The sequence below is a fragment of the Streptomyces sp. NBC_00310 genome, assembly GCF_036208085.1.
Taxonomy (GTDB): Bacteria; Actinomycetota; Actinomycetes; order Streptomycetales; family Streptomycetaceae; genus Streptomyces.
The window spans coordinates 5,725,695-5,747,921 of record NZ_CP130714.1 but is presented as its reverse complement, the minus strand read 5'-3'; the positions used below and the strand labels follow the sequence as shown (position 1 = coordinate 5,747,921).

Genomic DNA, 22,227 nt, shown 5'->3' with positions numbered 1-22,227 from the left:
GAGTCACGCATGCTCGACAGCGGAGAGTTCACCGACGAATCGACGCCCCGCCCCGACGAACCCTGGACCTACACCCTCACCATCCCCAACGACCCCCGCGCCGTCACCATCTGCCGCCGCACCCTCCGCCTGATCCTGACCCTGCACGGCCTCCCCCACCTCACCGACGCCGCCGAACTCCTCGCCACCGAGCTGATCACCAACGCCGTACGGCACACCAAGGGCCCGGCGGCCATAAAGCTCCGCTGGGCCGACCCGGTGCTGCGGATCACCGCATGGGACACGGCACCCCGACGCTTCGCCCGCACCCTCGCTCCCCGAGCCCCCGACCCCACCTCCGACACCGGCCGCGGCCTCGCCCTCGTCGAGGCCTGCGCCGAGAACTGGGGCTGGTTCAACTCGATCCACACCGCCGAACCCCACCGCACGGACGGCAAGTTCGTCTGGTGCGAACTGACCACGGCGGTGTGAACGTTTCTTCCTCGCTCGAAAGAGTGATCCCACCTCAAGTGACCCCATAACGGTGCGAGATGGCCCGTAGGTTCCACCACATGGTCACTTCAGCCCACGAGGGCCTGCACCGCATCTTCCAGGAGAAGCCCGAGATCCTCGCACCCGTCTTCGGAGTGCTGGGCCTCCCCTTTCCGGAGAAGGCGACCGTGGACGCGCTCACCACCGACGTGACGGAGACCAAACCGATGGAGCGGCGCGTGGACACCGTGCTGCGCATCGGCCCGTCCGGCGGGGAGGACTTCATGCTCGCCGTCGAAGTACAGGGCGAGCGAAAGCCGGACAAGGAGAGGAGCTGGCCGTACTACGTCTCATACCTCCAGTCCAAGTACCGTCTGCCCGTACTGCTGCTCGTCGTCTGTCAGGATCGGCGCACCGCGAAGTGGGCGTCAGGCCCCTTCGACTGCGGTACTCGCGGCTGGATCACTCAGCGAACCCACCCCATGGTCGTCGGGCCGGACAACCTTCCGGCGATCACCGACCCGAGGACCGCGGCGAACAACCTCGCCATGGCCGCCTTCTCCGCTCTCGCACACGCCCGCAGCGCTCAGATCGACGACATACTGGACGCGATGGGCCGCGCCCTTCAGGAGACGGACGGGAAGGCAGCCGACTACTTCTACGAGTTCCTGGAAGTCAATCTGCGGGGCACTCCCGCCGGAGAAAAATGGAGGGACATCATGAGCTTCGTCAGCTACTTCCCCGGTCGTGGGACCGTCCGCGAGACGGCTTACCTGGAGGGCGAGGCCAAGGGCGAGGCCAGGGGCGAGGCCAAGGGAGTCCTGCGCGTCCTGGAGGTGCGTGGCATTCCCGTCACCGACGACGTCCGCGAACGCATCACCACATGCTCCGACCCCACCCGAGTCAGCGCCTGGCTCGACCGGGCCGGCACGGTCACGCACGCGGAGGAACTCTTTGCGGAGGAACTCTTCGCGGAGGACCCGGAGAACTCAGGGGCCGCCGATGCCCCGTCCAGTAAGAACCCCTAACGGAAAGCAGCCGTGCCGCCCTCCGCTTCCTGGTGGCTCGGTCCGGCCGCGTATGCCAGCGGAGGGGCGATTGCCTGGGCATCCGCTCCTTCGCCGACCCACAGCGCGATGAACAGCGCGGCGGTCGCTTCCAGGAGTCCCGCACGTTCGAGACCGCCGCCAGCCACGGGTTCACAGCCCACGTCCCGCACCAACTCGCGTGCACGCACGAGAGCCGTCTCGTCGTCCCCGCAGACCGGAACGGCCAGTGGTCGCCCATCGAAGACAGGCGGCCGCATCCGCCACACGTCCTCGTGGCAGAGGTTGAAAGCTTTGACCACGTCGGCGCCCGGTGCTGCCGCAGCCAGTTGCTGCGCGGCTGAGGTGCCTCCTTCCGTCAGCAGCCGGAAGCCCGGCCCCACCGGGTTGGAGCAGTCGAGCAGCACCTTGCCCTCCAGTGCCGCGTGCAGGTCCCGTGCCACGTCTACTCCCGCCCCGAAGGGCAGCGCGGCCAGCACCACCTGGCCGGACTCGGCCGCCGCGCGCAGACTGCCAGGCTTCGCGCTGCCTCCGATGCGCGTCGCGAGCCGCTCCGCCTTGTGTGCGTCCCGCCCCCCGATGGTCACGTCGTGCCCGGCCCGCACCCAGTGGGTGGCGAGCGCGTCGGCCATGTTGCCCGTGCCCAGTACGCCGATTCTCATCACGTGGTCCCTCTCCGCGCCTGCTTCGACCGTTCACACCGACGCTAGAAGGCCGTTCGGGCACCATTTGGTACGTGACGACCGACGCCTTCCTCGCCGACTGCCGCGCCCGCCTCGCCTTCGACCTGCTCTCCAACACCTGGAACGCCGTGGTGCTCTGGGCACTGCGCGACGGTCCCAGGCGCCCGGTCGAATTACGGGAGCGGATCGGGGGCATCAGTTCCAAGGTCCTCACCGAGACTCTGCGCCGGCTGCAGTTCAACGGCCTGGTCGACCGGCAGGCAGACCCCGACGCGCCATCACGGGTCGAGTACCAACTCACCGCTCTGGGACGGACCTTGCTGGCGCCCATCGACGCCGTCGGCGCATGGGCCTTCGAGTACGGCGATGAGGTTATGGCCGCCCAGGAAGCAGCATGCACTCCTGACGCGCAGTCCCCTCGTCCAACTTGCTAGTGCTCTGACCGCATAGGTTCGCCGGGTTGGCGACGTCGGTGCTCGGACCGGCTGGACTCGGTGTGGGAACAATGCGAGCGGTCGCGGAGCCGATCAAACTAGGCTCCCAGCATGTCTGGTCCGACGTTGGTGATCGAGTTGGCGGAGCCGCTCTCCCCGGCTGCGCTGCGGGAGTTCCGCGCGTTGATGGTGGGGCTCTCCTCCCACTTCGACGAGAAGCGGCCCGGGTTCTTCGACGTCAACGTGCCCGCAGAGCGACTGGGCGTCGAGGACAGGCGAGAGAAGGACTGGCGAAAGCCGTTCCCGCTGCCACTCCTCGGCAACACCTCCGCGGACGAGGAGCTCACAGCCCTGGTGGGATTCAATCCGCAGCGCGAGGACTGGCGTCGGCCCTTCCTGGTCAACTTGATGGGGCCGGGCGTCGGCGACGAGAGCACCTTCGAGGCTGAGCACGCGGACGAGCCCGAGGTGGAGGCCATCCTCGGCTTCAGGCCGACCCATGCCGTCAATGTCAGCGCCGGCTGCAATCGCGAGATCGACCACGTGACCACGGCCCTGCTGACCGCCGCTGTCATGGACGTCATCGGGGGCGTGGCCAATGTCGAGCTGCTGGATGGACAGGCGTCGGTCGTCGCTGGCCTTCCGGGGGTGTTGGCGATCGCGGGCGACGACTGGATGGCGCTGGGATCGGCGGAGTTCCTGCGGGCCTGGGTTGGGCACCCCGCCTTCCGGCTGGTCAAGTAGCCCAGACAGATTCGCTGCGGAGGTGGTGCTGTGACCTGGAACGTTCGCCAGGTCGCCTGATCATGCAGCGAGAGCGGGTCGGCCGCCCCAGCGGATGCCTTTCTCGCTGCGGATACGGGCGCGTTCCTTGCGTTCGGCGACCAGGACGTCATGGTGGCGGGCATTGGCATTGCGCCAGCGGAGGTAGGCGTGCAGGGCCCGGGTCTGCACGGTGTGGTTGGGGTGGTTGGAGTTGGCGATGGTGAACTGCCGCAGCGGTCCGAAGTGCGCTTCGATCGGGTTCGCCCACGAGGCGTAGGTCGGGGTGAAACACAGCTCGACCTTGTGCTTCTTCGCCCAGCGACGGATGTCGGCGCCCTTGTGGGCGGACAGGTTGTCCAGAATCACGTAGATCGGTGCGCCGTCGGGCCGGGCGGCACGGATCGATCTCAGCGCGGCCAGCGTGTTCACGGCTCCCTTCTTACGCCGGTTCACGTCCCACAGCCGGTCGTCGCCGACCGAGTAGCAGCCGTGGAAGTACCGGACTCCGTGGGTGTGGTGGTAGGTGGCCGGCAGCCGGTCGGGACGCCGTTGTTCGGCCCAGCCCGCGCCCGCGGTGGGCCGGATTCCGAGTGGGCCGAACTCGTCGAAGGCGAAGACCCGGCCCGGGAAGCGGTCCAGGACGTGCTCGATACGGTCCAGCTTCGCCTCCCGTTCGGGGTCCGGGGACTCCTTCCAGGTCTTGGTGCGCTGGAAGGTGACGCCGCGGCGGGCGCGAGCAGGCACCGTAACGCCTCACGGCCGATACGGATCACCCGGCCGCGCACTTTGCGCAGGTAGGCGACCAGCTTGCGCAGCGACCAGCGGGTGAACGGCTGGCCGAGCTGGACCGGGCGGGTAGTGGCCGTCGCGATGACGAAGTCCTCGCCGTCATCGCTGAGTCGGCGGGGACGGCCTCCCGCCCACAGAGGGTCCAGGCAGGCCAGGCCCTTCTCATTGAACGCGTGGATCACATCCCTGACGGTGTCCTCGTCGGCCTGCACCAGCTGGGCAATCACCGGCACTCGGTTCCCGCCGGCCGAGGCCAGCAGCATCATCGCCCGCCGGTAGTGAACCGAACCGGCGCTGCCCCGGCGCACGATCTGCTGCAGCTTCTGACCCTCCTGGTCGGTCAGTCTGCGCACACGGACGGGCTCGGCCACCGCGCCTCCAGCGGTCGGATCGGACGCCCGGATGTGGGAGCCGTCGACCGCCGCCCGGGAGAAGTCCAGGGCGTTCGCGCTGCGGAGCTTGGCAAGGAGGACCTCGTGCAGCCGGGGCCACACCCCGGCCTCGGACCACTCGGCCAGGCGGCGCCAGCAGGTCATGCCCGAGCCGAAGCCGAGTTACTGCGGCAGATGCTCCCACGAGATTCCGGTGTGCAGGACAAACAGAATGCCCTGGAAGACCAGCCGGTCCGGATGCCGCTTGCGTCCCGGGTGCCGGGTCCGACGCTCCACCTTGGGCAGCAGCGGCTCGATCACCGCCCCCAGCTCGTCGTCGACTTCCCACGGCTTCGGCCGCGCCACCCAGCACCCCCGGTTCATCAGTCCCGGAGTGATCCAACCTCCTCGAAGATCATTTCGTTAGGGATTCCAAGGGCCTCGTATAAGCCCCGGTCGGCCCCCTGCGAGGTAATCGGGGCCATCGCGGCATCGAGCGGCTGAGTCCGGTCACGTGTGGCAGCACCACTGTCGCCGCCGGACCGACAGGGCCCGGCGGCGATGGCGGACTTCCGGCTCCCCTTCTCCCTTCAGCCCTCAGCCCTCAGCCCTCAGCCCTCAGTCCTCAGCCCCGGTCCCCACCCCCGCCCGGACCGCCCCTGAAGCCGCCGCCCTCCGGGGCCTCGCCCGCCGTGACCGTCGCGATCTTCTTGGCCGAGCCGAGCTTGCCGGAGCCGGCGAGGCCGCCGGTGTCGGAGCCGGAGGTGGAGCCGCCGGAGTAGACGGTGTACTCCTCACCGCTCTTGATCGACTCGCCCGAGTAGACGACGTTCTGGATGGTCTTCGAGGTGACGTACGACGCCACGACCTTCCCGTCCGCGTCGACGATGTGCAGGGTCGTGCCGGCCTCGACCGACGCGTCCAGCGTCGCCGACAGCCAGCCCTGTTCCGATTCCTCGTCCGGGGCGACGACCATGCCCGCGCTGCCGGCGGCGAGGAGGGTGCCGCCGCTGACGGTGAAGCTGCCGTTGACGTCGAGCGCTCCGTTGCCGCCCATCTCGGGGCCGTTGACGACGACCGTGCCGCCGGTGATCTCGGCGGTGCCGTTGGAGTCGAAGCCGTCGCCCTGGGAGTTGAGGACGAGCGTGCCGCCGCTGACCTTGGCGGAGTAGTCGCCGACGTTCTCCCCGCCGCCGCCCCCGCCGGGACCGCCGCCGCCGAAGCCGCCCTGCCCGCCCTGCTCCTCCTCGGACGTCGCCTCGCTGCCCGACGCGTTGACGCCGTCGTCGTCAGAGGTGACGTTCGAGGTGCCGCCCCGGACGAGGATGTCCTTGCCCTCCAGGCCCTCGTTGGAGCGGGTGATGTTCAGCGTGCCCTCGCTGATGACGAGGTCGCCCTCGGCGTGGATGCCGTCGTCGCCGGCCGCGAGGGTGACGTCGGCGCCGTTGAGGTGGACCGCCGCGTCGCCGTGCAGCGCGTCGGCGGAGGCGGAGACGTCGACCGTGCCGCCCTCCAGCACCGTGATCACACCGGACTTCAGGCCGTGCGCGGAGGTGTCGTCGGAGGCCTCGGTCTTCACGGTGAGCTTGCCGCCGGTGACGACCAGATCCGTGGCGGCGTCCACGGCGTCACCGTTCGCGGTGACGGAGAGCGTGCCGCCCGCGACGGCGATGTAACCGGCGTCCTCCTCGTCCGCGTTGTCGGACTTGAGTCCGTCGCCCTTCGCCGTCACGGTGACCGTGCCGCCGTTCACCACCAGGTAGTCCTTGCCCCGGATGCCGTCGTCGGCGGCCTCGACGGTGATGTTCCCGCCCTCGACGACCAGGCCGTCCTTGCCGGCGATCGCGTCGTTGCCGTTCCCCTTCACGGTCAGCGAGCCACCGCCGCCGATCGTCAGGTCGCCCGCGCTGTACAGGGCGGCGTTCGCCTCGGCGTCGTCGGCGTAGGAGTCGGCGTCGCTCAGCTTGTTCTCGCTGCCGTCCGCGAGGACGACCACGAGCCGCTCCGCCTCGGTCGCGGCGATCGCCGACCCGGAGGAACTGGAGATGTCGACCCCGTCGAGGACCAGCTTCACGGTCGCCTCGGGCGCGGTGATCACGATCTGCCCGTCGTCGAGGGAGCCGCTGAGCAGGTACGTCCCACTGGAGGTGATAGTGACCGTGGACCCGTCGACATCGACCCCCTTGCCGTCCGCCTCCGCCGAGTCCCCCTTCAGCTCGATGCCCACGGCCTCCGACTCGTCGGCCTCGTCGTACTCCGTGTCGCCGTCCTCGGCGTGCGTGTCCTCGTTGTCGGCGAGGACGGCCGCCGCGTTCCGCGTCCCGTCCACGGCCGCCGCCGCGCTCGCGCTCGACGACGAGTCGGACGACGCCGTGCCGGAGTCGCTCCCGGAGGAGCACCCGGCCAGCGCGGCGGTCGCGAGGACGACGGAGGCGAGCGCCGCGGCCGCCTTCGTACGGAACCCCCGTGTCCTGCTCTTCCATGAGTTCATACGGATGTTCATGCGGGGCTCCCGTTCAGTGCCGGTGCGGTGGGGAAGTGGCGCCGCAGTACGGGCAGCCAACGGTTGGCGGGCAGGTCGGGCCGGAGCGCGGCGAGCCCGGTGCCGTACTTGGAGACCGGGCAGGGCCGGTGCTTGAGCGACCACAGCAGCCGGTCGGCGCCGGACCCCGCGCGCCCGGCCTTGGTCTCGACGATGGTCCGCTCGGGGGTGCGCAGTTCGGTGCCGTCGGGCAGTGCCCAGGTCAGGTCGGTGTCGACGGTGACCCGGCTGCCGCTGCCGGGCAGGAAGAGGGTGGTCCGGCGGTAGAGGGTGGTGAGGGTGGGGACCAGGCGGAAGTCCCGGGAGTCGATGCCCGCCGCGCCGAGGACGTCGTCGGCGTACGCCCGCGCCTCGGGGCCCAGCCGGCCCGGGTCGCCGTCGTACGGGACGCGCTGCTTGACCGTGGTGCCGCGCGGGCCGCGCGTCTTGACCTCCAGGAAATGCTGTCCGGACGCCAGGTAGGTCCGGATCCGCAGCTTGAAGCGGCGTCTGCGGCGGCGGGCCGCGCCCAGGTAGCCCTCCATGTCCGGGGTGTCGAAATACACGGACCGGTACGCGAACTGCCGCTCCCCGTCGACCTCCAGGACCTGTACGTCCTCATCCAGCCCGGCCACCACGAAGGGCAGGTCGGTGAGGGGCAGCATGTACTTGCGGTCCAGACGGGTCAGCAGCTCGGCGCGGTCGACGAGTTCGCCGAGGCCGATGGGGCGCAGCGCCCCGACCACGGGGGCGACGGCGTCCAGTGCCGTCATGCCCGGACCCCGCGTCCCTGCTCGACGCGGCGCCCTGTCTCCCGCGGCTCCTGGGGCGCACGCGATCCGGTGCCCGTGCCCGTGCCCGTGCCGGTGCCGGTGCCCGTGCCGGTGCCGGTGCCGGTGCCGGTGCCGGTGCCGGTGACGACGTACCGGACGTCGACCAGGGTCATGTCGTTGACCAGGTCGACGCTCTGCACGGACAGGTTCACCACCCGCCCGCCCAGCAGCACTTCGAGGTGGGCGCGCAGGGCGTCCTCGTCGGTGTAGGCGGCGTCGAGACGCAGGCTGCGCTGCCGGTAGCGGCCGAAGAGCCTCGGGTGGTCGCCGACGTACATCGTGGCGACGATCAGTGCCATGAGGAGGGTCGACAGGACGTTGACCTGCTCCGGCAGCCCGGCCAGCAGGCCGAGGGCGAGCGCGGAGAAGTAGTACGCGATCTCGTGCTGAGCGATCTCGTTGGACCGCAGCCGGATGATCGACAGGACGCCGAACAGCCCCATGCCGAGGCCGATGCCGACCGAGGAGGAGCTGAGCGTCATCGCCACCGCGAGAACACCGACGTTGACGCCGAGGAAGGCGGCGATGAGGTCCCGGCGGTGGTGGCGCGGGAAGTAGACCGCGAAGGTCAGCACGGAGATGGCAGCCAGATCGGCGACCACAAGAAGGGTCTGGTCCATGTCAAAAGACAATCCGGGGTCAACCTTTGAGCGGGCTTTGCCTTCCCTTAACTGAACTTGAGAAGTTCCGCGGGCCAACGGGGGGTGAACCCGCTGGACCCGCTCCACCCCGGCTCGCCGCCCCCGTGCGGTTCTGAACCGCCTCTTGTGAAACGACTGTGGAGACCCGCCAGTATTTGAGATTTCAAGATTGTTACTGACTAGTCGTCTGTGACATTGGGGTCCTCGGGGGATCGAGATCTTTCGGATCGATCGACATGGACCACAGTTGACGAACCATCACATAGGCCCGAGGGCGGCCGTCACCCTGCTGGCGCCCCTCCTGGCCGGAGCCCTGACCCTGACCGCGGTCACCGCTCCCACCTACGCCGACTCCGCTGAGAACAGCGGGAGTTACGACGACGACACCTACATCGTAAAACTCGCCGACGCGCCCGTCGCCGCGTACGAGGGCGGGCTGCCCCGGCTGAAGCGGACGGCGCCCACGGCGGGCAAGCGGCTCGACGCCGACTCCGCCACGGTCGAGAAGTACGTGGCGCACCTGGACGACCGCCGGGAGCGCGTCCTCGACGCCGTGCCCGGGATCGAGACGCTCCACGACTACTCCTACACGTTCAACGGATTCGCCGCCGAACTCACCGGCAGACAGGCCGCGAAGCTGTCCGCGACACCGGGAGTCGTCTCGGTGACCCGCAACACGGTCGCCCAGCTGACGGACACGGGGCCGGACCACGGGCCGGGGGCGGATGTCTTCGGCCGGGCAGGAGCCGATGGAGGGACGGAGACCTACATACGGGTCGTGGCCGACGGCCGCGCCGAGGACGAGGCCGAGGACGAGGCCAGGTTCCCGGCCCCGGAGGCCCAGCAGGCTCCTTCGCCCCTGAAGGACGAGCGGCCCGCAGGGCCCCCGCCTTCAGGGGCGCGGGGAACCGCGCGGGAAACCCCCACCGGCCCCGCAGCCGCCGACGCACCGCACGCCCCGAGCTCCAAGACCCCCGGAACCACCCACTCCGCCCGGTTCCCCGACACCCCCCGTCTCCTCGGCCTCTCCGGTGAGAAGGGCCTCTGGGCGAAGGCCGGCGGCCCCGAGCACGCCGGAGAAGGCGTCATCGTCGGGATCGTGGACACCGGGGTCGACCCGTCGAACCCGATGCTCGCCGCACTGCCGGAGCCGCGCCCGGACGCCGAGGCCATCGCCAAGAAGTGGCACGGCGACTGCGTCCCCGGCGACGACCCCGCGCACAAGGTGACCTGCAACAACAAGGTGATCGGCGCCCAGTGGTTCGGCGCGGGCAGGCCCGACCCGGACGGCGAGGACATCCCCTCGGCGATGGACACCGACAGCCACGGCACCCACACCGGCACCACCGCCGCCGGGAACCACGGCGTCGCCGCGTCGGTCCCCGGCAGCAACGCCGAGGGCACCCTCAGCGGAGTCGCCCCGGCCGCCCGCCTCTCCTACTACAAGGCGTGCTGGAGCGCCGGCTGCCCGAGCGTGGACACCACGGCCGCGATCGACAAGGCGGTGGCGGACGGCGTCGACGTCCTCAACTACTCCATCGGCGGTGCGCTCCCCGACCCGGTCTCCATGGAGGCCATGTTCAACGCGGCCAAGGCGGGCGTCTTCATCGCCGCGTCGGCCAACAACGGCGGCCCGGACACGGTGGAGCACACCGGCCCGTGGGTCACGACGGTCGCCGCGGCGACGCACGACACCGAGTACACCGCCTCCCTGGTCCTCGGCGACGGCCGCCGCTACACCAGCCTCAGCCTGAACCCGGGCGTCGGCTCGGCCCCGCTGGTCGAGGCCGCCGCCGTGAGGAAGGACGGCGCGGACGCCGACCAGGCCGCGCTGTGCGCGCCGGGCACGCTCGATCCGAAGCGGGCGAAGGGCAAGCTCGTCGTCTGCGACCGGGGCGGTGACGGCATCTGGGTCGAGACCAAGGCGGACGAGGTCGCGGCGGTCGACGGCGCGGGGGTCGTGCTCACCCACACCCCGACCAGCGCGCAGGACTTCTTCGCGTACGTCTTCGCGGTGCCCGTGGTCCAGGTCGCCACCGAGGACGCGAAGGCCGTCCACGCCTACGCCTCCGGGGCCGGCGCGACCGCCGAGTTCACCCCCACGAAGAGCAGCCACCGGGCCACCCGGGAGATCACCTCCTTCTCCTCCAGCGGCCCGGACCACTACAGCGACGGCGACCTGCTCAAGCCCGACATCGCCTCCTTCGGCGAGAGCGTCCCGGCGGGCGTGGTGCCCGGCAGCGGCGGCGGGTACACCGGCCGGTTCGGCTTCGCCGACGGCACGTCGATGTCGTCCCCGCACATCGCGGGCCTCGCCGCCCTGCTGCGGCAGCTGCACCCCGACTGGTCGCCGATGGAGATCAAGTCGGCGCTGATGACGACGGCCACGACCACCGACGAGAACGGCGACCCCCTCGGCCGCGCCCTGGCCGACTCCGCCTCGCCCCTCGACTACGGCGCGGGCCTGCCCCGGGTCGCCCGCGCGGCCGACCCCGGCCTCGTCTACGACTCCACCTCCGCCGACTGGACCGCGTACCTCTGCGCGATCGGCCAGCAGCCGGTCACGGAGAACGGCGACGACGCCTGCCCCACGGCGGCGAAGACCGACCCCAGCGACCTCAACCACCCGTCGATCTCGGTCGGCGACCTGCTGGGCGCCCAGACGGTGACCCGCACGGTCACCAACGTCTCGTCGGAGACCGCCACCTACCAGGCGAAGACGCAGACCCCGCCGGGCTTCCGCGCCGAGGTCACCCCGAAGCGGCTGACCGTCGCGCCGGGCGGGTCGGCGTCGTACCAGGTGACCTTGGAGCGGACGAGCGCGGACCGCGGCACCTGGTCCTTCGGCTCGCTGACCCTCAGTGACACGCACAGCCGCCACGAGGTCACCAGCCCGATCGCCCTGCGCGCCGTGCTGTTCTCCGCCCCGAACGAGGTCACGGTCACCGGCGGTGACGCGGCGACGCTGACGGCCGGGGTCGGCTGGACCGGCGAACTGACCGCGGAGGCCTCCCTCTACACCGGAGAGAAGACCACCGGCACCCTCACCGGCACCGACCAGTCCCCCTTCTGGGAGAGCCAGCACACCAACGACGCCGCGGTGAAGCACCGCGTCCACGTCCCCGAGGGCGCCCCCTTCACCCGGTTCGCCATCACGTCCGCCGACCACCTCCCCGGCAGCGACATCGACCTGTACGCCTTCGACACCCAGGGCAACCACGTCGGCGAATGGGCGGACGTCGGCTCCGACGAGTACGTCGACCTGCCGCCCGGCGACTACGACGTCTACGTCGTGCAGTACGAACTGCCGGCCGGCACAACCAGCCAGCAGTACACCCTGTGGAGCTGGAAGGTCGGCCAGGGCACACCCGCGGTGACCCCCACGGTCACCCCGGCCGGGCAGAAGGTCTCGGCGGGCGACCACCCGGAGATCACCGTGTCATGGCCGGACGCGACACGCGGCGAACGGTACGTCGGCGTCGTCGAGTTCGGCGACGGCTCGGCGGCCGTGGGCCACACGCCGCTGACGGTCACGCCGTAGCCGTCACCCGGTAACCGCCGTCGACCGATCGGCGGTCGAGCGATCCGCCCGCGAACTCCCCTGAGTTCGCGGGCGGATCGCGTCAGCCCGAAACCTGGACCCGCCGTGATTCCCCGGCCCGTCTGTGGCGCGACGAGAAGTCCGACTACGACCTCCCTCCCCTCCAACGCCTGCGTCAACGGCCGGGAGTGCCTCCACTACACCCAGCTGGTCTGGCGCACCTCGACACGCGTCGGCGCGGCCGGGGCCAGATGCGGGAACGCTGGACCTACGTGGTGGCCCACTTCGATCCGCCGGGGAACCGGCTCGGCCGACGGCCGTACTGACCGGAGAAGCCGGGGAAGCCGGGAAACGCCTCAGGGGCCGTGATAATCCCTCCATGGCCCCGCACCCGCCCCTCCCCACACCGCCGCAGGCCCGCGCGTGAACGACCGCTCCCCGGACCCACGCGTACACGACCTCCCCGAACAGCTCCACCGTCTCCTCGCCGACGTGCTGGCCATCGGCGCGCCGTACGCCCTCGCCCTCACCGGCGATCACGCGGCGCAGGCACACGGACTGGTCGAGGCCAGGCCGCCCGGCCGCGACCTGGAGGTGGCGACGGAGCACGCGGCCCCGATGGAGCAGATCGCCGCCACGGTCCGGGTGGGCCTGGCGGAACGCGGCTGGCTGGTGCACGCGGTGGAGACGGCCCCGCTCTCCGCCCGCCTCCTCGTCACCGACCCCACGACGACGGAGGAACGCACACTGGACCTCCTGAAGGAAACCCTGTGGCACCCGCCGGTGGAGACCTCACTCGGCCCCACCCTCTCCCTGGAAGACGTGGTGGGCACCAAGGTCCGGGCGGTGGCGGACCGAGGCGCGGCCCGGGACCTGATCGCCGTCCACGCGGCCACGGCCCACTGGACCGTCGCCGAACTGGAGGAACTGGCCCGCCGCCACACCTCCGCGACGTCCACCACCTTCGACCTCACCGACCTCCAGGCGCGCCTGGAGGGCACCGAGTGGCTCGACGACCGGGAATTCGCTCGCCACGGCCTGGGCACCGACGCCATCCTTGGACTCCTCCGCTGGGCCCAGACCTGGGCCGACGACATCGCCGAACGCCTCCTGGAAGAGGAGGCCCTGGCATCCCCACCGGAGGAGGAACCCGAGTGAGCCGGAGACGGTACGTCGCCCGGGGCGTCCCCGGCGGCTACCGCGTCTACGACAACCGCCGCCGGGGCTGGTGGGGCGACCTCTACGAACTCTGCCCGGACGACCTCCTCACCGAGCTGAACGGCGCGAAGGACCCACGGAGACTGAACGCCCTGCTGCAGCGGTACCGGGCCCTGAAGCGATAGCCCCTGCGACCGAGGGGAACCGGCCTGCCCTCATCCGGCGTTTGCGACTTGGGGGAAGTGGCTTATCCCTACGCTGTGTTGCTACTGAGCCGTGGTGCGAGAGGGCTGGGGACGGGGTACCGGGAATGAGCACGAGCATCGCTGAAGTCGTGGGCCAGGCAAGCCCGTACCTGACGGCGGCCGTCGTCGCGTACGGCACCGGGGTGCTGACGCGAGAGGAGAGCGCGGCGGTCGAGACCACGGCGAACATCGGCCGCCGGATGCTCCGGGCGGCGTGGCAGCACCGGGACGAGCAGGGCCGGGCGGCACTGGAGTCGGCGGTGGCCGACGCAGCCGCCGAACCGGAAGACGAGGACGCGACGGGGTCCCTGCGCCAACAGATCAAGAAGGCGCTGCGGAACGATGCGGAGCTGCTGCGCGAGCTGGCGGCCCTGTTGCCGTCGCCGTCCGGCAACAGCGGGGGTAGGACGGTGACGGCATCGGGCCCGCGCTCCATCGCCGCGGGGGGCAACATCGGCACGGCGATCACGGGCGACGATCACTCGGCGCCACGGTCGTGATCGGCGAGGAGTGGCCATCGTCTCCGGGTGGTGGGGCGGAGGCATCGGGTGACAGATCGATCGCCGCTGGCGGTTCGATCAGGGTGGCGATCACTGGGGACAACACCCGCTTCGTGATGCTGCCGGCCGAGGCCGTGCATTGGGCGCAGACGGTCGACGCCCCGGCTGCGGCCGGGTACTTGCCGGGGTCGGCATCCGGAGTCTTCGTCGGCCGGGAACACGAACTCACCAACCTGCGCGAGATGTTGACCGGCGAGGGTGCGGCCACGGTGACCCAAGCGCCGGTCCGCGCGATCCACGGCCTGGGCGGCGTCGGCAAGAGCAGGCTGGCCCTGCAGTACGCCCATCGCTACCGCGACGAGTACACGCTGGTGTGCTGGATCACGGCCGAGTCAGCAGAGTCGATCGTGAAAAGCCTGTCGGGGCTGGCCCTGTCACTCTGCCCCCAGTGGGCGGGAAGCGCCGGACCGGACGAACGAGCGGCGTGGTCGATCCTGTGGCTCCAGGAGCACCCCAACTGGCTCCTGATCTTCGACAACATCGAGAACCCAGCCCACTTGGGCCCCTACCTGGGCACCCTCCACCGAGGCCACCACCTGGCGACGAGCCGCAAAGCGACGGGTTGGCACGCTCTGGCCCCGGTCATGCATTTGGGCCTGCTCCCGTTGGACAAAGCCACCGACCTACTGTGCACCCTCGCGTTCCCGAACGACACGGCCACCGACGAGGACCGTGAAGCGGCCCGGCGGCTGGCGCGGGTACTGGGCTGCCTTCCCCTGGCTCTGGAACAGGCCGGCGCCTACGCCTTCCAGACCGGCATTGACCTCGAGACGTACCGCGTGTCCTTGGGCCTCGTCTTGGACGAACCGACCGAGGGCATCGACTCCGAGCGCACCATCGCCCGTATTTGGGACCACACGATCACCGCCATCGCCGACCGCGACCCGCTAGCGGTGACCCTCCTGAACGCCATGGCCTGGCTGGCCCCGGACGACATCCCCCGCAGCCTCCTGGCTTCCTTGGCCCCAACCCCCATCGCCCTCGCCAATGCCTTGGGCGTGCTGCACACGTACAACATGGTCGCCTTCACCGACCAACGAAACGTCAGCATTCACCGCCTCGTACAAACCGTCCTGCGTACGCGCGGCACTCCACCCCGAGGCCGCGACGGTGCGGAACGCGCCGTCCACAAGGCCCTACCGGCCGACGCCGAAGACCGCGCCGCCGCCGAACAGTGGCAACAGCTCCTCCCCCACATCGCCGCCCTCGCCGAAAGCGTCCCGCCCGACCACACCGACGCAAACGAAACCCGATCGGCGTACATCGAGGCCGCCCAGCACCTTCGCCGACAAGGCCGGGATGCCCACACCATCCTCCTGCGCCAAGCCGTTCTCGCTCACAACAAGCGGGTACACGGCGACACCCACCTCAGCACCCTGACCAGCCGCAACAACCTCGCACTCGCCTACCAGGAGGCCGGAGACCTGGACCAAGCAATCCCCCTACTCAAAACCACCCTCACCCAATGCGAACAGACCCTCGGCCACACCCACCCCGACACCCTGGCCAGCCGCAACAACCTCGCAGGCGCCCACCGGTCGGCCGGAGACCTGGACCAAGCAATCCCCCTGTACGAAACCACCCTCACCCAGTACGAACAGACCCTGGGCCACACCCACCCCAACACCCTGATCAACCGCAACAACCTCGCAGCCGCCTACCAGGAGGCCGGAGACCTGGACCAAGCAATCCCCCTACTCAAAACCACCCTCACGCAATCCGAACAGGTCCTCGGCCACACCCACCCCGACACCCTGACCAGCCGCAACAACCTCGCAGGCGCCTACCGGGCAGCCGGAGACCTGGACCAAGCAATCCCCCTGTACGAAACCACCCTCACTCAATGCGAACAGGTCCTCGGCCACACCCACCCCGACACCCTGACCAGCCGCAACAACCTGGCAGCTGCCTACCGGGCAGCCGGACACCTGGACCAAGCAATCCCCCTGTACGAAACCACCCTCACTCAACGCGAACAGATCCTCGGCCGCACCCACCCCAACACCCTGACCAGCCGCAACAACCTCGCAGCCGCCTACCAGAAGGCCGGACACCTGGACCAAGCAATCCCCCTTTTCGAAGCCACCCTCGGGCAGTGCGAGCAAGTCCTCGGCCCCACGCATCCCACCACCGTGGTCATCCGCGACAACCTCGCCCACGCTCGCCAACAGCTCAGCCCCTGACCACAATCGAGCCCCGTCTCACCCTCCCGACGGCTCCTCACCACACGACAAGCGACCGCCCCGCTCCGAGGACACGCCCACACCGCCTCGCTCTTCTCCACAGCCGCCGTCAACGGCTGTATATCCGGATACTCAGGGCACCGCCGGCACACCGCTGCCCACAACGCCTCCGCCGCCCACCCCTGCACGTGATCAGCCACGTCGGCGAGCAGCATCGCCGACCGACCGTCCAACTCGGCTTACACTCCCTGCCCGGAGCCGTCGCCTCGCCCGTGGTGTCGTCGAGGGAGAGAAGGAGGATCTCCTCGCCGAGGGTCGTGGGCGGGGGGGACGGGGGCAGGGCTGGGAGTGGGCGCGGTCGACGTGGTCATGATCCGTACGACGCGGGCGGGAGGCCGGGCAGTTCCGCACACGGGACGTCGCCGGTTCCGAACAATCCGGTTGAGGCCGCCGCCCCCGCGCGCCCAGAATCCCCGCATGGACGACTTCCCCAGGCTCAGCCAACTCCCCTCCTCCCTCACCGAGTTGCAGGAGGCCGCCCGTGCCGCCGGGTTCACGATGTCGTGCGAACCCCGCACCGGCAGCCTGCTCGCCACCCTCGCCGCCACCCGCCCCGGCGGCCGGATCCTCGAACTCGGAACCGGCGTCGGCGAAGGCACCGCCTGGCTCCTCAGCGGTATGAACGAGACGGCGACGCTGGTCACCGTCGAACTCGACGACTCCGTGCAGGCCGTCGCCCGTGGGCAGTTCGGCGGCGACGAACGGGTCGGCTTCGTCACCGAGGACGGCGGCCGCTGGCTGGAGGAGTACGACGGCGCCCCCTTCGACCTGGTCTTCGCGGACACCTGGCCCGGCAAGTTCACCCACCTCGACGCCGCCCTGGCCCTCGTGGCGCCCGGCGGCGCGTACGTCGTGGACGACCTGATGCCCGTTCCCGGCTGGCCGGAGGGTCACGAGGCCGCGGTGACCGACCTGCTCGCCGTTCTGGAGGGGCGCTCCGACTTCCGGACGACCCGGCTGACCTGGTCGAGCGGCCTGCTGGTCGCCGTCCGGACCGGCGACGCCGCGGACACCTCGGCCTGACCGTCCGCACCCGCACCCGGAGCCGGAGCCGGACCCGGACCCGGACCCGCACCCGGACCCGGGTCCATCCCCAGCGCCGTACGCGCCGCCCGCACATGGTGCAGTCCCTCGACCGCCGTCCGTGTGACCTGCGCGTACTCGTCGGGTGTGCGGGCCCTGGTCAGCTGGGCGCGGGCGGTGCGGAGGCGTTCGGTGGCGTCGGTCAGGGACTCGGCCGCGCTGCCGCCCGCCCCGGCCTGCGCCCGTACGTCGATGCCGGCCAGGCTGCCGCCCAGCCGTACGACCCAGCGGTTGGCATCGGCCTCCGCGTCCAGGTCGGACGACGGACCGGGCTCGTCCACGGACCGCCGCCGCGCGACGATCGCGACCACCGCCCCGACGATCAGCAACACTGCCACCAGCACGGCCAGCTTCATGGCCTCCTCCAGCATTCCGACGTTCCGTCCTCGTACGGGCTCCAGCGGACCCCGACGGACCCCGCCGGACCCCAACGGGCTCGTACAGGCTCGTACGGGTTCCTCACCCTGTACGTCCCATCACACCCCCTGCCGCTGTGATCGTCCGTCGAGAAACCTGTGCGTCCCCTGATGACTTCCCCAGCGGGTACCCAAGACGGACACGAGCGCACGGCAGAGGCCCGGAAACCCAGGGGGAGGGGTTTCCGGGCCTCGCACCGAGCCGTACGTCGTTCGGCCGCTCACCGACGACGTACGCCCGTCGGGGTCAGCTCGCCGAGGCGGACTCCGACGCCGTGTCCGTCCCGCCCGGCTGGACGGAGTCGCCCGTGCCGGTGTTCGTGGCCTCCGGGTCGACGCCGACCGTGAGGGAGCCGACGACGCCCTTGGCGATGTCGCTCTTCTTGTACTTCAGCTTCAGCAGACCGCCCTGGACGCCGCTGCCGTCGTAGATCGTGTCGTCGTCGAGGGTCGTGCGCTCGGTCGTGGAGGTCGAGTACGGCTCGACCTCGGCGGACGCCAGGACGGACTCCTCGTCGAAGAAGAACTGGCCGGTGTGGCAGGTGGTGCCGCCCTCGTAACCGGCGTCCGTCCACTCGCCGTTGACGTGCACCTTGGTGTGGATGTGCACGCAGCGACCCCGGTACCAGCCCGGGAAGATCGTCTCGAAGGTGACGAAGCCCTGCTTGTCGGTCTTCCAGGTGCCCCGCAGATAGCGGGTGTCACTGGTCGGCTCCTCGTGCACGCCGCCGCCACCGCCGCCACCGGCCGGGGGCTCCCCGGTCGGGGCGCCGGACGGCACGTCCGTCGGGGTGCCGGAGGGGGCGTCGGTGGGGGCGGTGCCGCCGCCCTCGGAGAAGCTCTCGTAGCCCGAGTAGAGACCCAGCGCGTCGCAGTGCCAGATGTCGACGGCCGCGTCGCGGATCGGCTTGCAGGTCTCGGAGTCGATCACCTTGAGGCGGAGGGTGAGGGGGATGCCCTCCTTGTCCTCGGTGATGTCCCGGCGGAGCTTGTCGGCGTCGATGTAGTACGGACCCTCGGTGGTCTCCGAGGTGAGCTTGTAGCACTCCTCGGCGGCGCTCGCGCTCGTGGAGGCGAGGGGCTTCGCGCTCCCCTTCTTGTTCGTCCCCGCGCTCGCGGTCGCGACGACCGCTCCGCCCACGCCCACGGCGGCCACGGCGCCCGCGCCCGCCACGACGACCTTGCGGCGCGTCAGGTCCCGCTTGTGCTTCGGCCCCTGGGCCTTCTCGTTTCCGGTCTGGTTTCCCGTCATGGGCAGGAAATTAGGGAGTCAGGCTGTCAAAGCCGTAAGAAAGGACTGTGGTTCGCCATGTATTCCCATACGGAAGGAAAGGGGGCCCGAAATCGCCGTCCATTTCGGGCCCCCTTTCGGCAAAAACTCTGGATAGTCTTACCTTACGTGTGCTCTAACTCGCGGACGGCGACGCCGAGGTGCTCGGCCGCGGCGGCGTCCCCGTCCCCTCGTTGGTCGCCTCCGGGTCCACGCCCACCGTGAGGGAGGCCCGGACACCCTGGGAGATGTCCCGCTCGTCGTAACGGAGCTTCAGCAGGCCGCCCTGGGCGCCGCTGCCGTCGTAGAGAAAGTCCTCGTCGAGCGTCGTGCGGTCGGCGGTGTTGGACGCGTACGGCTCCACGACCGCGGAGGCGAGAACGGACTCCTCGTCGAAGAAGAACTGTCCGGTGTGGCAGGTGTTCCCGCCCTCATAGCCCGCGTCCGTCCACTCGCCGTTGACATGGACCTTCGTGTGGATGTGCACACAGCGGCCCGTGTACCAGCCCGGAAAGACGGTCTTGAAGGTGACGAACCCCTGCCGGTCCGTGCGCCAGGTACCGCGCAGGTAGCGGGTGTCGTCCGTCGGCTCCTGGTGTCCACCGCCCGGGGGCGGGCCGGAGGGGTCGCCACTCGGGGGCGGGCCGGTGGGGGCCGGGCCGCCATCGCCGTTGCCCACGTCCTCGTAGCCGGAGTAGACGCCGACCGCGTCGCAGTGCCAGATGTCGACGGCCGCGTCGCGGATCGGCCGGCATGTCTCGGAGTCGATCACCTTGAGGCGGAGCAGGAGCGGGATGCCCTCACGGTCCTCGGTGACGTCCCGGCGGAGCTTGTCCGCGTCGATGTAGTACGGACCCTCCATGGTCTCCGACGTCAGCAGGTAGCACTCCTCCGGGAGGGGAGCGCGACCGCCGGGTTCCTCTCTCTGCTCGTCGGCGACGGCGTTCGCCGCCATGGCACCGCCCAGACCCACCGCCGCGACGACACCGACGCCCGCCACGACGACCTTGCGGCGCGTCACATCCCGCGAGTCCGTCACATGCTCCCTTCCGGCCGGCTCCTGGGGCTGCTGTTCTTGTTGATTCGCTGTCATGCGCCGGGAAGTTAGATAGGAACCCTGTCAGCGAGCTGAGAAAACGATGCCTTTTCCCCACGCACGGAAAAGGGTCCTGAAATCGACGGACGACTTCAGGACCCTTTTCACCGACAAGCCAAGAAAGGCTTGCCTTACTTCATTGTTCGCCTCATTGCCTACTTCGGCTGCGGCTTCCGCACCGACAGGTGCAGCTCGCGCAGCCGGGTCTCGTCCAGCTCGGTCGGCGCGCCCATCATGAGGTCCTGGGCGTTGCCGTTGAGCGGGAAGGCGATGGTCTCGCGGATGTTGGGCTCGTCCGCGAGGAGCATGACGATGCGGTCGACACCCGGCGCGATACCGCCGTGCGGCGGGGCGCCGAAGCGGAACGCGCGCAGCATGCCCGCGAACTGCTCCTCGACGGTGTCACGGTCGTAGCCCGCGATCTCGAAGGCCTTGAGCATGATCTCGGGCTCGTGGTTCCGGATCGCGCCGGAGGACAGCTCGACGCCGTTGCAGACGATGTCGTACTGCCAGCCGAGGATGTCCAGCGGGTCCTGGGTCTCCAGGGCCTCCAGGCCGCCCTGCGGCATCGAGAACGGGTTGTGCGAGAAGTCGATCTTCCCGGTGTCCTCGTCCTTCTCGTACATCGGGAAGTCGACGATCCAGCAGAACCGGAAGACGCCCTCCTCGAAGTGCCCGGCACGCTTGGCGGCCTCGACCCGCACGGCGCCCATGATCTTCGAGACGTCCTCGAACTCGCCCGCGCCGAAGAACACCGCATGGCCGGCGGCCAGCGACAGACGCTTCGTCAGCTCGGCGACGTTCTCCTCGGTGAGGAACTTGGCGATCGGGCCGGACAGCGAACCGTCCTCGGCGACCCGCACCCAGGCCAGGCCCTTCGCGCCCTGCTCGATCGCGTACTCGCCGAGCTGGTCGAAGAACTTGCGCGGCTGGGAGGAGACGTCCGGCACGGCGAGCGCGCGCACGTGCTTGCCGGCGAACGCCTTGAACTCCGAGCCCTCGAAGACGTCGGTGATGTCCACCAGCTCCAGCTGGGCCCGCAGGTCCGGCTTGTCGGAGCCGTACTTGAGCATCGCCTCGCGGAACGGGATGCGCGGGAAGGGGGAGGTGACGTGCCGACCCTTGCCGAACTCCTCGAACAGCTCGGTCATGAGCTTCTCGATGGGCTGGAACACGTCCTCCTGCTCGACGAAGGACATCTCCACGTCGAGCTGGTAGAACTCGCCCGGCGAACGGTCCGCGCGCGCGTCCTCGTCACGGAAGCAGGGCGCGATCTGGAAGTACCGGTCGAAGCCCGAGATCATCAGCAGCTGCTTGAACTGCTGCGGAGCCTGGGGGAGGGCGTAGAACTTGCCCGGGTTGAGGCGCGACGGCACGACGAAGTCGCGGGCGCCCTCCGGGGAGGTGGCGGACAGGATCGGCGTAGCCATCTCGTTGAACCCGAGGGCCGTCATCTTGTGACGGATGGCGCTGATCACGGCCGTACGCAGCATGATGTTGCGGTGCATGCGCTCGCGGCGCAGGTCGAGGAAGCGGTACTCCAGCCGCCGCTCCTCGTTGACCCCGTCCTCGGCGTTGATCGTGAAGGGGAGCGGGGCGGCCGCGCCGAGCAGCTCGACCTCGCCGACCTCGACCTCGATCTCGCCGGAGGGCAGGTCCGGGTTGATGTTCTCGGAGCCTCGCGAGACGACCTTGCCGTCGACACGGACGGTCGACTCCTTGGAGATCTTGTCCAGCGCCTCGTACGCCGGGGTGCCCGGACGGGCCACCAGCTGCGTGATGCCGTAGTGATCCCGGAGATCGATGAAGAGGATGCCGCCCAGGTCGCGCCGATTGTGCAGCCAGCCGCTCAGCCGGACGTCGGTGCCGACGTCAGAGGCGCGGAGCTCGCCGCAGGTGTGGGACCTGTACCGATGCATCGTCGTTCATCCAGCCTTCGCTGATCGGGGATCTGGCGGGTGTCTCACGGCCGGTGGTGTCTCACGGCCGGTGTTTCACGTGAAACAACCCCAAGCGTACCGGGCACCCCGAGATCGCCTCCCCACCATTTACCGCTGGGCG

General features: G+C 69.9%; 17 protein-coding genes and 2 pseudogenes. 10 read left to right on the top strand and 9 right to left on the bottom strand.

Annotated features, from left to right (window positions below; all coding sequences use genetic code 11):
• Window positions 1-9: 9 nt before the first annotated feature.
• Window positions 10-471 carry an ATP-binding protein gene (locus OG202_RS25220; RefSeq protein WP_327728736.1) on the top strand — a complete coding sequence of 154 codons (462 nt, stop codon included), beginning with the start codon at window positions 10-12 and terminating at the stop codon, window positions 469-471.
• 80 nt (window positions 472-551) lie between these two features.
• Window positions 552-1,499 carry a hypothetical protein gene (locus OG202_RS25215; protein ID WP_327728737.1) on the top strand — a complete coding sequence of 316 codons (948 nt, stop codon included), beginning with the start codon at window positions 552-554 and terminating at the stop codon, window positions 1,497-1,499.
• Here the strand turns inward: OG202_RS25215 and OG202_RS25210 are convergent.
• Entirely contained in the window at window positions 1,496-2,179 is a 684-nt protein-coding gene (locus OG202_RS25210) for an NADPH-dependent F420 reductase (RefSeq protein ID WP_327728738.1), read from the bottom strand. The two genes, OG202_RS25215 and OG202_RS25210, sit on opposite strands and share 4 nt — an antisense overlap.
• A 74-nt stretch (window positions 2,180-2,253) precedes the next feature.
• Between OG202_RS25210 and OG202_RS25205 the strand changes: the two genes are divergently transcribed.
• Together OG202_RS25205 and OG202_RS25200 are read left to right on the top strand one after the other, a co-directional pair.
• A complete protein-coding gene (locus tag OG202_RS25205; RefSeq protein WP_327728739.1) occupies window positions 2,254-2,634 on the top strand; it encodes a winged helix-turn-helix transcriptional regulator in 381 nt (126 codons plus the stop codon).
• Between the two features lie 111 nt (window positions 2,635-2,745).
• Complete coding sequence (locus tag OG202_RS25200; protein ID WP_327728740.1) at window positions 2,746-3,378, top strand: DUF6368 family protein; 633 nt, start codon at window positions 2,746-2,748, stop codon at window positions 3,376-3,378.
• Between the two features lie 60 nt (window positions 3,379-3,438).
• On the opposite strand, the pseudogene OG202_RS25195 reads toward OG202_RS25200, so the two are convergent.
• The 5 genes and pseudogenes from OG202_RS25195 to OG202_RS25175 all read right to left on the bottom strand — a co-directional run bounded on the left by OG202_RS25195 (window position 3,439) and on the right by OG202_RS25175 (window position 8,533).
• Window positions 3,439-4,559 (bottom strand): annotated as a pseudogene (locus tag OG202_RS25195) (IS630 family transposase).
• A 24-nt stretch (window positions 4,560-4,583) separates the two neighbouring features.
• Window positions 4,584-4,943 (bottom strand): annotated as a pseudogene (locus tag OG202_RS25190) (transposase); the annotation flags it as partial.
• A gap of 241 nt (window positions 4,944-5,184) precedes the next feature.
• Window positions 5,185-7,062 (bottom strand): carbohydrate-binding domain-containing protein, encoded by a 1,878-nt coding sequence (locus tag OG202_RS25185; protein ID WP_327728741.1) that lies wholly within the window; start codon window positions 7,060-7,062, stop codon window positions 5,185-5,187.
• On the bottom strand, window positions 7,059-7,853 hold the full coding sequence (locus OG202_RS25180) for a VTC domain-containing protein (RefSeq protein WP_327728742.1): 795 nt from the start codon (window positions 7,851-7,853) through the stop codon (window positions 7,059-7,061). The genes OG202_RS25185 and OG202_RS25180 overlap by 4 nt, the downstream gene beginning before the upstream one ends.
• Window positions 7,850-8,533, bottom strand: coding sequence for a DUF4956 domain-containing protein (locus tag OG202_RS25175; RefSeq protein WP_327728743.1), 684 nt, complete (start codon window positions 8,531-8,533; stop codon window positions 7,850-7,852). The genes OG202_RS25180 and OG202_RS25175 overlap by 4 nt, the downstream gene beginning before the upstream one ends.
• A 268-nt stretch (window positions 8,534-8,801) precedes the next feature.
• Between OG202_RS25175 and OG202_RS25170 the strand changes: the two genes are divergently transcribed.
• The 6 genes from OG202_RS25170 (at window position 8,802) to OG202_RS25145 (ending at window position 17,324) form a co-directional block, all read left to right on the top strand.
• Window positions 8,802-12,095 carry a S8 family serine peptidase gene (locus tag OG202_RS25170; protein ID WP_327728744.1) on the top strand — a complete coding sequence of 1,098 codons (3,294 nt, stop codon included), beginning with the start codon at window positions 8,802-8,804 and terminating at the stop codon, window positions 12,093-12,095.
• Between the two features lie 423 nt (window positions 12,096-12,518).
• A complete protein-coding gene (locus tag OG202_RS25165) occupies window positions 12,519-13,253 on the top strand; it encodes a hypothetical protein (protein WP_327728745.1) in 735 nt (244 codons plus the stop codon).
• Window positions 13,250-13,438 carry a hypothetical protein gene (locus OG202_RS25160; protein ID WP_326580452.1) on the top strand — a complete coding sequence of 63 codons (189 nt, stop codon included), beginning with the start codon at window positions 13,250-13,252 and terminating at the stop codon, window positions 13,436-13,438. Before OG202_RS25165 ends, OG202_RS25160 begins: the two co-directional genes overlap by 4 nt.
• 125 nt (window positions 13,439-13,563) lie before the next feature.
• A complete protein-coding gene (locus OG202_RS25155; protein WP_327728746.1) occupies window positions 13,564-13,998 on the top strand; it encodes a hypothetical protein in 435 nt (144 codons plus the stop codon).
• An 83-nt stretch (window positions 13,999-14,081) separates the two neighbouring features.
• Complete coding sequence (locus OG202_RS25150; RefSeq protein ID WP_327728747.1) at window positions 14,082-16,241, top strand: tetratricopeptide repeat protein; 2,160 nt, start codon at window positions 14,082-14,084, stop codon at window positions 16,239-16,241.
• Window positions 16,242-16,718: 477 nt separating this feature from the next.
• Window positions 16,719-17,324 (top strand): O-methyltransferase, encoded by a 606-nt coding sequence (locus tag OG202_RS25145; RefSeq protein WP_327728748.1) that lies wholly within the window; start codon window positions 16,719-16,721, stop codon window positions 17,322-17,324.
• A 723-nt stretch (window positions 17,325-18,047) separates the two neighbouring features.
• On the opposite strand, the gene OG202_RS25140 is transcribed toward OG202_RS25145, so the two are convergent.
• From OG202_RS25140 to aspS, 3 genes are all read right to left on the bottom strand, one after another.
• On the bottom strand, window positions 18,048-19,052 hold the full coding sequence (locus tag OG202_RS25140; protein WP_327728749.1) for a dioxygenase family protein: 1,005 nt from the start codon (window positions 19,050-19,052) through the stop codon (window positions 18,048-18,050).
• A 154-nt stretch (window positions 19,053-19,206) separates the two neighbouring features.
• Window positions 19,207-20,163, bottom strand: a complete 957-nt coding sequence (locus tag OG202_RS25135) for an intradiol ring-cleavage dioxygenase (protein WP_405894934.1) — start codon at window positions 20,161-20,163, stop codon at window positions 19,207-19,209.
• A gap of 158 nt (window positions 20,164-20,321) precedes the next feature.
• Window positions 20,322-22,085 (bottom strand): aspartate--tRNA ligase, encoded by a 1,764-nt coding sequence (aspS, locus tag OG202_RS25130; protein WP_326580462.1) that lies wholly within the window; start codon window positions 22,083-22,085, stop codon window positions 20,322-20,324.
• Between the last annotated feature and the right edge of the window lie 142 nt (window positions 22,086-22,227).

Bases quoted from the DNA above. Each gene is read 5' to 3' on its own strand.
- OG202_RS25220 (WP_327728736.1), top strand. From the start codon at position 10: ATGCTCGACAGCGGAGAGTTCACCGACGAATCGACGCCCCGCCCCGAC.
- OG202_RS25215 (WP_327728737.1), top strand. From the start codon at position 552: ATGGTCACTTCAGCCCACGAGGGCCTGCACCGCATCTTCCAGGAGAAG.
- OG202_RS25210 (WP_327728738.1), bottom strand. From the start codon at position 2,179: ATGAGAATCGGCGTACTGGGCACGGGCAACATGGCCGACGCGCTCGCC.
- OG202_RS25200 (WP_327728740.1), top strand. From the start codon at position 2,746: ATGTCTGGTCCGACGTTGGTGATCGAGTTGGCGGAGCCGCTCTCCCCG.
- OG202_RS25185 (WP_327728741.1), bottom strand. From the start codon at position 7,062: ATGAACATCCGTATGAACTCATGGAAGAGCAGGACACGGGGGTTCCGT.
- OG202_RS25180 (WP_327728742.1), bottom strand. From the start codon at position 7,853: ATGACGGCACTGGACGCCGTCGCCCCCGTGGTCGGGGCGCTGCGCCCC.
- OG202_RS25175 (WP_327728743.1), bottom strand. From the start codon at position 8,533: ATGGACCAGACCCTTCTTGTGGTCGCCGATCTGGCTGCCATCTCCGTG.
- OG202_RS25155 (WP_327728746.1), top strand. From the start codon at position 13,564: ATGAGCACGAGCATCGCTGAAGTCGTGGGCCAGGCAAGCCCGTACCTG.
- OG202_RS25145 (WP_327728748.1), top strand. From the start codon at position 16,719: ATGGACGACTTCCCCAGGCTCAGCCAACTCCCCTCCTCCCTCACCGAG.
- OG202_RS25140 (WP_327728749.1), bottom strand. From the start codon at position 19,052: ATGACGGGAAACCAGACCGGAAACGAGAAGGCCCAGGGGCCGAAGCAC.
- OG202_RS25135 (WP_405894934.1), bottom strand. From the start codon at position 20,163: ATGACAGCGAATCAACAAGAACAGCAGCCCCAGGAGCCGGCCGGAAGG.
- aspS (WP_326580462.1), bottom strand. From the start codon at position 22,085: ATGCATCGGTACAGGTCCCACACCTGCGGCGAGCTCCGCGCCTCTGAC.